At 70.7% G+C, this 9,579-nt stretch carries 6 protein-coding genes; 5 read left to right on the top strand and 1 reads right to left on the bottom strand.

What is annotated here, in order from left to right; translation table 11 throughout:
• The first annotated feature begins 104 nt into the window (after positions 1–104).
• The gene (locus EST54_RS31590; protein ID WP_129251128.1) at positions 105–2,336 is read left to right on the top strand and encodes an MMPL family transporter; all 2,232 of its coding nucleotides are present in this window, start codon (positions 105–107) and stop codon (positions 2,334–2,336) included.
• Between the two features lie 207 nt (positions 2,337–2,543).
• On the opposite strand, the gene EST54_RS31585 is transcribed toward EST54_RS31590, so the two are convergent.
• Positions 2,544–5,279, bottom strand: a complete 2,736-nt coding sequence (locus tag EST54_RS31585; RefSeq protein WP_161989336.1) for a tetratricopeptide repeat protein — start codon at positions 5,277–5,279, stop codon at positions 2,544–2,546.
• A gap of 246 nt (positions 5,280–5,525) precedes the next feature.
• On the opposite strand from EST54_RS31585, the gene EST54_RS31580 reads away from it, so the two are divergent.
• The 4 genes from EST54_RS31580 (at position 5,526) to EST54_RS31565 (ending at position 9,516) form a co-directional block, all read left to right on the top strand.
• A complete protein-coding gene (locus EST54_RS31580) occupies positions 5,526–6,668 on the top strand; it encodes an energy-coupling factor ABC transporter permease (protein WP_129251126.1) in 1,143 nt (380 codons plus the stop codon).
• Position 6,669: 1 nt separating this feature from the next.
• Entirely contained in the window at positions 6,670–7,431 is a 762-nt protein-coding gene (gene cbiQ, locus EST54_RS31575) for a cobalt ECF transporter T component CbiQ (protein ID WP_129251125.1), read from the top strand.
• Positions 7,419–8,192 carry an energy-coupling factor ABC transporter ATP-binding protein gene (locus EST54_RS31570; RefSeq protein ID WP_239013231.1) on the top strand — a complete coding sequence of 258 codons (774 nt, stop codon included), beginning with the start codon at positions 7,419–7,421 and terminating at the stop codon, positions 8,190–8,192. The genes cbiQ and EST54_RS31570 overlap by 13 nt, the downstream gene beginning before the upstream one ends.
• Positions 8,193–8,295: 103 nt before the next feature.
• Complete coding sequence (locus EST54_RS31565; RefSeq protein WP_129251123.1) at positions 8,296–9,516, top strand: serine hydrolase domain-containing protein; 1,221 nt, start codon at positions 8,296–8,298, stop codon at positions 9,514–9,516.
• Positions 9,517–9,579 lie beyond the last annotated feature (63 nt).

The raw sequence follows: 9,579 nt of genomic DNA, 5'->3' as shown, positions 1-9,579 counted from the left end.
GCCCGACCCCTCACCCCAGCCTCCGTACCCGGCACGCCGCTCTCGTCGCCGGGGCGATGGCGCACGCCTCCATCACCCCTCTCACGACGGGAGCACCCGGTCTCGTGGCCACTTTCCTCTCCAAGCTCGGACGCTTCGCCTTCCGGCGGCGCCGCTTCGTCGCCCTCATATGGGTGGCCCTGCTGGCCGTCGCCGGCGTCGGTGCCGCCACCTCCGCTTCCCCCGCCGCCGACTCCTTCTCGGTCCCCGGCACCGAGGCCCAGCGCGCCTTCGACCTGCTCGACCAGCGGTTCCCCGGCGGGAACGCGGACGGTGCCACGGCCCGGGTGGTCTTCCGGGCCCCCCAGGGCGAGACGATGAAGGACCCGGCGAACAAGGCGGCCGTCGAACGCACCGTGCACGCCCTGAAGTCGGGCTCCGGGCAGGTCGACCGGGTCGCCGACCCGTACGCCGCCAGGACCCTCAGCAAGGACGCCCGCACCGCCTACGCCCAAGTCACCTACAAGGTCACCGGCTTCGAGCTGACCGACGCCTCCAAGGACGCCCTCAAGGACGCGGCCAAGGACGCCCGGAAGGACGGGCTGACCGTCGAGGTCGGCGGCAACGCGCTCCAGGCCATCCCCGAGACGGGGTCCACCGAGGTCATCGGCATCGCGGTCTCCGCGGTGGTCCTCGTCCTCACCTTCGGCGCGCTGATCGCGGCCGGACTGCCGCTGCTGACCGCGCTGATCGGCGTCGGCATCGGCGTCTCCACCATCACCGCGCTGAGCAGCGCGCTCGACCTGTCCAGTACGACCTCGACGCTGGCGATGATGATCGGCCTCGCCGTCGGCATCGACTACGCCCTGTTCATCGTCTCCCGCTACCGCGCCGAACTCACCGAGGGCCGGGAGCGGGAGGAGGCCGCCGGACGCGCGGTGGGCACCGCGGGCTCCGCGGTCGTCTTCGCCGGGCTGACCGTGGTGATCGCGCTGGTCGGCCTCATGGTCGTCAACATCCCGATGCTGACGAAGATGGGCCTGGCCGCGGCGGGCACCGTCGTCATCGCCGTACTGATCGCGCTCACCCTCATCCCGGCGCTGCTGGGCTTCGCGGGGAAGCGGGTGCTGCCCCGCAAGGCACGCGCCACGAAGGGCGCCGACGGGCAGGGCACCACGAGCGCGGCCGGCCGGCCCAACATGGGCACCCGCTGGGCGCGGTTCGTGCTGCGCCGCCCGGTCACCGTCCTCCTCGCCGTGGTGCTCGGCCTCGGCGCCGTCGCGATCCCCGCCGCCTCGCTGGAACTCGGCCTGCCGGACGACGGCGCGCAGCCCACCCACACCACCCAGCGCAAGGCGTACGACCTGCTGTCGGACGGCTTCGGCCCCGGCTTCAACGGCCCGCTGATGCTGGTCGTCGACGCCCGGGACGCGCACCAGGGGCAGAGCGCCAAGTCCGCGGCCGCGCAGGTCGCCAAGAAGGTGCACGCCCTCGACGACGTCGCCGTCCTCACCCCGCCCACCTTCAACAAGGCCGGCGACACCGCCACGTTGACCGTCGTCCCGAAGTCCAAGCCCAGCAGCGCCGCGACCGAGGACCTGGTCCATGACATCCGGTCGACGACGGCCGGCATCGCGACGGACACCGGCGCGCGGACCCTGGTCACCGGCACCACCGCGATGAATGTCGACGTCTCGCAGAAGCTCAATGACGCCCTGGTGCCCTACCTGGCGCTCGTCGTCGGCCTGGCCTTCCTCCTCCTGATGGTCGTCTTCCGCTCGGTGCTGGTCCCGCTCAAGGCGGCCCTCGGCTTCCTGCTGTCGGTGGTGGCGGCGCTCGGCGCGGTGGTCGCGGTCTTCCAATGGGGCTGGCTGGCCGACCTGTTCGGGGTCGAGCAGACCGGGCCGATCATGAGCATGATGCCGATCTTCATGGTGGGCGTGGTCTTCGGCCTGGCGATGGATTACGAGGTCTTCCTCGTGACACGGATGCGGGAGGCCTTCGTCCACGGAGAACGCCCCGGCGAGGCCGTCGTCACCGGCTTCCGGCACGGCGCCCGGGTGGTCACCGCCGCCGCGGTCATCATGATCAGCGTCTTCGCCGGCTTCATCGGCTCCTCCGACTCGATGATCAAGATGATCGGCTTCGGCCTCGCCGTCGCCGTCTTCTTCGACGCCTTCCTCGTCCGGATGGCCCTGGTGCCCGCCGTCCTGGCCCTGCTGGGCCGCGCGGCGTGGTGGCTGCCCCGGTGGCTCCAGCGGATCCTGCCCCAGGTGGACGTCGAGGGCGAGGGCCTGCGCGACGAGCCCACCGGCGCACCGGACGCGAGCACCTCGCGCACACCGGCCCGGGTCTGACGGTCCGTCACCGCGACTGGCCGGCGGCCACCCGCCGCCGGCCGCGTCGCACCGCGACCTCCGGGACCGCTGCATGAGCGGAGCGGCACCCCGGAGCGGGGCGCCCGCCCGTGGGGACGGGAGTGGCGCACCAGGAGGGCCCGGCAACGGCTTCCCCTTGGGGAGGGGGGCTGTGCCGGGCCGTCCGTGTGCGACCGGACAGCACACCTAGACGCCCTGGGTGCCACTGACCCTGATCGAGATGGAATCAGGGTTTTTCACAAACTCGGGGGCGGGCTCAGGGATTTCGTGGACCGCATCCCGGAATTTCCGTTCGGCTTCGCCGTCCTCCGCCAGCCGCAGACGGGCCCCCAGCCTCAGCCAGGCAGCGGCATATTGCGTGCACAGGGTGCGAATCTTGGCAGTGGGCATCTGTGTCATACCTGCCGCAATGGCGTCGTCGAGGATCGTGTACCAGTCATGGGAACGCATGGAGGTGGAGTATCCGTAGTTCGACAGATCCGAAGCCATGGATTCCAGTAGTTCGGCCAAGCTGCCGTTGTTGGCCTCCGCGTCGATGTCCTGGAGCATGCGCGGCGGGAATTCGGAGTGAGTGGTAGCGACTGGATCGCTCTGCTGGACCGCCTGTATGAGATCGGCCCGAGCTGCCCAGTGGTCGTGGGGGCCGCGCGCGAGTTCGAGGAAGTAGTCCCAGGCCTTTTCCTCGGTGTGGAGCCAGTCACTCAGAACATCGATGGTGACGGGGCCGTTCTTGCTGCGCCGCTGCCAGGTCTGATCCATGATGTGGGCGGCGTCGATGAGGAGCCGGCGGACGTAGCTGTCCTTGAGATCGTGGACGGTGGGGCGCGGGCGGTGCTGGTCCACTCGCGGGGCGCGAGGGTACGTTGTTCGCTCGAAGTTGAGGAAAACGGGTTCACTGCGCAGCAGGTTCAGGTCCGGGTCTTCGTACAGCATCCATGACCGTTCCAGCATGGTGAATCCGCTTTCGGCCCGAAGCACGGCCTTCTCCAACTGTTTGACGGCCAATTCTGCTTGATGCCTATAGTCCCGATCCTGGGCTGAATTCTTGCCCTCGGTCGGGAATCTATTCATCGCAACGGCATAGACGCACGCGGCGTTGTAATGGTCCTGCCACTCCGGGGCGAGCCAGGAGAAAGGGCGCCAGATTCTTCGTTTCAAGGCTCTGTGGATGCGGGTCTCGATTTTCTCGGAGGCAGGATATTCGCCCCTCCAACTGAAGGCATGCTCGTGTCGGGAGTAAGCCCGGCCGCACCAGCGGTGGGGCTTTGCGTGGTACGGCGGCAGCTTCGGCATATCCCGCTTCTTCTCCAGGTCACTGACCGCCCAGGTCAGCCGAAGAGGAGCCCATACGTCGCGGTTGATCACGAGCGTGACATGCGTGCTCGGGAAGGAACAGGGGGCGGCCTGAACGTACGCAGGCGGCCACAGCCAGCGGGCCACTTGCCTGAGCCAAGGAAGCCACGTGCATCCTGCGATGCGCGCAAGCAGGTCGTCCTGCACGAGCCGATACAACTCCTGAGCGGCGGCCCTCTGGAAGACCACCCGAACCTGTTCCTGTGCCTCGACGTTGTCCTTCGCGGGGGTCGACTTCCGGGTGAGCCAATTCTTCGCGGCGCCTTCGACCTCATGCTGAGTGTGGTATGCCGCAGCCGTACGTGGCCCATCGTCAGCGAGGGCGAAGTCGACGGCCGCCGGCCAGTAGCGCTCCACCAGGATTCGGCGCAATGGGTCCCGCGCCTCATCGTCTGCCTCATCAGAGCGACCCTCTTCCTTCTTTTTGTACCACTCCTTCACTATTCGCTCCGAGGTGCCCAAAATAATCGTGTTCCGGTAGCGCAGACCGAGCACTTCCTGGAATCGGTGCGGGTGGCAGAGGTAACGGAACCTCCGCGGCGGCAGGCGCCAGCGGACCCATAGCCGGTTGTTGTACCGGTCGGCGGTCTGGCCGTCGAGGGTGAGGCCCCGCTGACAGGTCTCCAGAGCATCGAGTGGCAGGTCCAGCTTCTCCTGCACTCCGGCGAACTCTGCCCGGATGTAAGGGTTCTGCGGGTCGTACTTCAGGGCGTCGTCATATCGCTGCAGGGCTTCGTCGTACCGTTGTCGGGAGCTCAGCGACTTCGCTTCCTGGTAGGCACGCAGCAACTCGGGTGGCAACTCACGGGCCCACCACTGTCGCCAGGGCGGCCGTCTCCCGGCGCTGGTCACCGGCAGCAGCGACGCCACCACCCAGTAGGCGGCCCGGCACGTGGCCTGCTCCCAGTCCCGCCCCCACACTGTCGTGGCCCGTGCACCGCTGAAGACGTACGCCGTGAGCGTCACGGTGATGCCGCACGGCTCGGTTGCGTGCTCGCGTGTCCGGAGCACGCCGCTGATGCGGTAGGCCAGTTTCGGACGCAGCCTGCCGACCAGGCGAGGTATCGCGGTGCCGAACTTCTCAAGATCGACGTCGCCGAGAAGATCGAGGAAGCCGGTGGGCGGTGCCTCCGCGGGGACCGTTGTCGGCGGGTAGAGGCTGCTCTCGGAAAGCTGCATGCGCAGATGGGATGTCAGGTCGTCGACAGGCGGTGGTGTCGCGTCGGAGGTGGCGTCGACGAGCTGCTGTACGTCCACGGGGCCTGGCTGGTATCCCAGCGCGGATCGCGTGGCGCGCCACCACACGTAGACAGTCAGCAGCAACAGGAGGATGCCCCCAAGTCGCATGCCCGGGCTGATGTGGCTGCCGCCGAAGAAGGCGGCGAGACCGCCCAGGATCCGCGGAACCAATTCGGACGCGACCCAGGTGTGGGTGGGTTTCCCGGCCCACCACGCGGTTGCCAACACGCCCAACGTGGTCGTCACCGCGGCCGCCCGCCAGGCCGCCACCCGTGGCACGAGAAGCGGTGAGGTGGGGGTGCGGGAGAGCTTCCCGGGGCGCTTCGCCATGACAGCTTCTCCGGGCCTGCCCTTCGCCCGGGGCGTCTCGCTCATCCGGCAGCAGGCCGTCGCAAGGAGATCCTCTGCTCCCAGTCTCCGCTCGTTCGCACGCATGTGCCACAGGGGGGGCGGTGCCCAGCTGGGACCCCGTGCGTGCGCCGCCGTGGCCGTTTCGCATCATGGGTGCTCTTGCAACATATTTGCAGGAGGCACCACCATGGGTGCGCTGCAGAGCCTGAAGCGGAGAACCCTGAGATGCACGTACCCGATGGATTCATCGACGCGCCGGTGTCGGTGGCGACCGGCGCGGTCGCCGCGGCCGCGGTCGCGGTCAGCCTGCGCGGCGCCCGGCGGGAACTGGCGGGTGCGGCGCAGGGCAGCGGCACGGGTGCCGAGCGCACGGCGCCGCTGGCCGGACTGGTCGCGGCGTTCATCTTCGCCGTGCAGATGCTGAACTTCCCGGTCGCGGCGGGCACCAGCGGGCATCTGCTGGGCGGTGCGCTGGCGGCGATCCTCGTCGGCCCGTACACCGGTGTGCTGTGCGTCTCCGTCGTGCTGCTCATGCAGGGCGTGCTGTTCGCCGACGGCGGGCTGACCGCGCTCGGCGTGAACATCACCGATATGGCGATCGTGACGACCGTGGTCGCCTACGCCCTGTTCCGGGGGCTGGTGAAGGTGCTGCCGCGACGGCGCCGCTCGATCACCGTGGCCTCGTTCGTCGCCGCGCTGGTGTCGGTGCCGGCCGCCGCGGTGGCCTTCACCGCCCTCTACGCGCTCGGCGGGACCGCGGACGTGCCGATCGGCAAGGTCTTCACCGCCATGGTGGGCGTGCATGTGCTGATCGGCATCGGCGAGGCCGCGATCACCGCGCTGACGGTCGGTGCCGTCATCGCCGTCCGTCCCGACCTGGTCTACGGCGCACGCGGCCTGACCGCCCCGCTGGAACTGCGCACCTCGCCGCTCACCGCCCCGGCCGGGGAGCCCGCCGCCGTCCCGGCCGCTCTGGCCGACGAGCCCACCGCCGTCCCGACCGCCGCCGCACCCCGCCGCTCCGTCCGCCGCGTCTGGCTGGCCGGGCTCGCCGCAGCCGTGGTGTGCGCCGGCGGCCTCAGCTACTACGCCTCCGCCAGCCCCGACGGCCTGGAGAAGGTCGCCCACGACCAGGGCATCGACGCCAAGGCCAAGGACCACGCCACCAAGGACTCCCCGCTCGCCGACTACAGCGTCAAGGACATCACCGACCCGCGGCTGGCCGGCGGCCTCGCCGGGATCATCGGCGTCGGCGCCACGCTCGCGGCCGGCACCGGGGTCTTCCTCGTGCTGCGCCGCCGCCGGAGCGCCGGCCCGGGCGAGGCCGCGGCGCCGGCCGCCGAGCGCCCGACGCCGGAGCAGGTCTGAGATGGGCGCCGGTCACGCTCACAAGCTCTATAGGCACGGGCACTCGCCGGTCCACGCGCTGCCCGCGCACTGCAAGATCGCCGCGGTCTTCTGCTTCGTGCTCATCGTCGTCTCCACCCCGCGCGCGGCGGTCTGGGCGTTCGGGCTCTATGCGCTGCTGATCGCGGCCGCCGCGGCGACCGCCCGCGTCCCCGCCCGATTCCTGCTCCAACGACTCCTCATCGAGGTGCCGTTCGTCGCCTTCGCCCTGCTGATGCCGTTCGTCGCCGAGGGCCCGCGGGTCCACGTCGGCGGCCTGAGCCTGAGCGCGTCCGGCCTCTGGGGCGCCTGGAACATCCTCGCCAAGGGGACACTGGGCGTCGCCGCGTCCGTCCTGCTCGCCGCCACCACCGAACTGCGCGAACTCCTGCTGGGCCTGCAGCGCCTGCGGATGCCCCCGCTGCTCGTCCAGATCGCCTCCTTCATGATCCGCTACGGCGATGTGATCACCGACGAGATGCGCCGGATGCGGATCGCCCGGCTCTCCCGCGGCTTCGAGGCGCGCGGCCTCCGCCACTGGGGCGTGCTCGCCAAGTCCGCCGGCGCGCTGTTCATCCGCTCCTACGAGCGCGGTGAGCGGGTCCACCTCGCCATGGTCAGCCGCGGCTACACCGGCACCATGCCCGTTATCGACGCCACCACCGCCACCCGCACACAATGGACCCGCGCGGCCGCCCTCCCGTTCGCCGCGCTCGCCGTCTGCCTCCTGGGATGGACCCTTTGAGCACCACCGCACCCGCCCCCTCCCTCGCCGTCTCCCGGCTCGCCTACGCCTACCCCGACGGCCACCAGGCGCTCTTCGGCGTCGACCTGACCGTCGGCCGCGGCGAACGCGTCGCCCTCCTCGGCCCCAACGGCGCCGGCAAGACCACCCTCGTCCTCCACCTCAACGGCATCCTCGAAGCGGGCGCCGGCACCGTCGCGGTCGCCGGGCTCCCGGTCGCCAAGGAGAACCTCGCGGAGATCCGCCGCCGCGTCGGCATCGTCTTCCAGGACCCCGACGACCAGCTGTTCATGCCCACCGTCCGCGAGGACGTCGCCTTCGGGCCGGCCGCCGCGGGCCTGCGCGGCGCGGAACTCGACGCCCGCGTCACCGAGGCACTCACCCGGGTCGGCATGGCGGACTTCGCCGACCGCCCGCCGCACCACCTCTCCTTCGGCCAGCGCCGCCGGGTCGCCGTCGCCACGGTGCTGGCGATGCGGCCGGAGATCCTCGTCCTCGACGAGCCGTCCTCCAACCTCGACCCGGCCTCCCGCCGCGAACTCGCCGACATCCTGCGGTCGTTGGACGTCACCGTCCTGATGGTCACGCACGATCTGCCGTATGCGCTGGAGCTGTGCCCGCGGTCCGTCGTGCTCTCCGGAGGTGTGCTCGTCGCCGACGGCACCACCCAGCAGCTGCTGTGCGACGAGGAACTGATGCGCACCCACCGCCTGGAGCTCCCTTTCGGCTTCGACCCGCGCTCGGTCGACGTCCCGCTTTGACCCACCACGGCGGCCGGTCCGTGTGACGAACGCCACCCGTCACCGTCCTGGTCATCAGCACCGACCCGCGCGTTGCACCATGGATGGGTCACGAAAGCGACGGATGAGCGGGAAGCAGGAATCAGTGGTGGACGTCCAGGGCACGGTCGAGGACGGCTTCGAGCCGGTCCGGGACGCCTTCATGGCCAACTTCGCACGGCGCGGTGAGCGGGGTGCGGCGGTCGCCGTCTACCAGCACGGGCGCAAGGTCGTCGACCTGTGGGGCGGCACGAAGGACGGCGACGCCCAGGGGGAGGCCGCGCCCTGGGAAGCCGGTACGGCCCAGGTGATCCGCTCCGCCTCCAAGGGCATCGCCGCCATCGTCCCGCTGCTGCTGCACCAGCGCGGACAGCTCGACCTCGACGCCCCGGTCGGCACGTACTGGCCCGAGTTCAAGGCCGCCGGCAAGGAACGGGTCCTCGTCCGCCACCTGCTCTCGCACCGCGCCGGGCTGCCGGTGCTGGACACCCCGCTCACCCCCGCCGAGGCCATCGACGGTGTCAGCGGCCCCGCCGCGGTCGCCGCCCAGGCACCCGCCTGGGAACCCGGCACCGATCACGGCTACCACGCCCAGACCTACAGCTGGCTGCTCGGCGAGCTGGTGCGGCGGGTCACCGGTCGCACCATCGGCAGCTGGATCGCCGAGGAGATATCCGGGCCGCTCGGCCTCGACCTGTGGCTCGGCCTCCCCGAGGCCGAGCGGTCCCGCGTCGGCCGCCTCGCCTCCGTCGAGCCACCGGCCCCGCCGGCCGCGACGGGACTCCGCGTCCGCCCGAAGCCGTCCGTCGCCGAGGCGTACGCCGATCCCGACTCGCTCACCAGCCGTGCCTTCGCGGCGATCTCCCCGGCCCCCGACGAGAACGACCCCGCCTACCGGGCCGCCGAGCTGCCCGCCTCCGCGGGCGTCGCCACCGCCCGTTCCCTGGCCCGCTGTTACGCCGCCCTCATCGGCGCCGTCGACGGCCACCCCCGGCTCTTCGCCCCCGCGACGCTCACCCTCGCCCGCACCGAGGAGTCCGCCGGCCTCGACCGCACGTTGCTCGTTCACACCCGCTTCGGCCTGGGCTTCATGCTGAATGGCTCCGCCTGTCCTCTCCTGGGGCCCGGCTCGTTCGGCCACCCTGGGCGCGGAGGCGCCCTCGCGGCCGCCGACCCCACGACGGGCCTGGCCTTCGGCTACGTCACCAACGGAATGCAGCGCAACGTGACGGCGGATCCTCGTCCTCAGGCGATGCTCCGAGCTCTTGCCGACGTTGCCGGGTTTCCCGCCGTGTCGCTTCTGTGAGTTGTTGCCCGCCTTCGGCGGGAGCGGGGGTGGTTGTGGGGTGGGGTCCCGGTTGCTGGGTGG

The organism is Streptomyces sioyaensis (assembly GCF_004122735.1).
GTDB lineage: Bacteria > Actinomycetota > Actinomycetes > Streptomycetales > Streptomycetaceae > Streptomyces > Streptomyces sioyaensis.
This window is presented reverse-complemented; position numbering and strand designations above follow the sequence as displayed.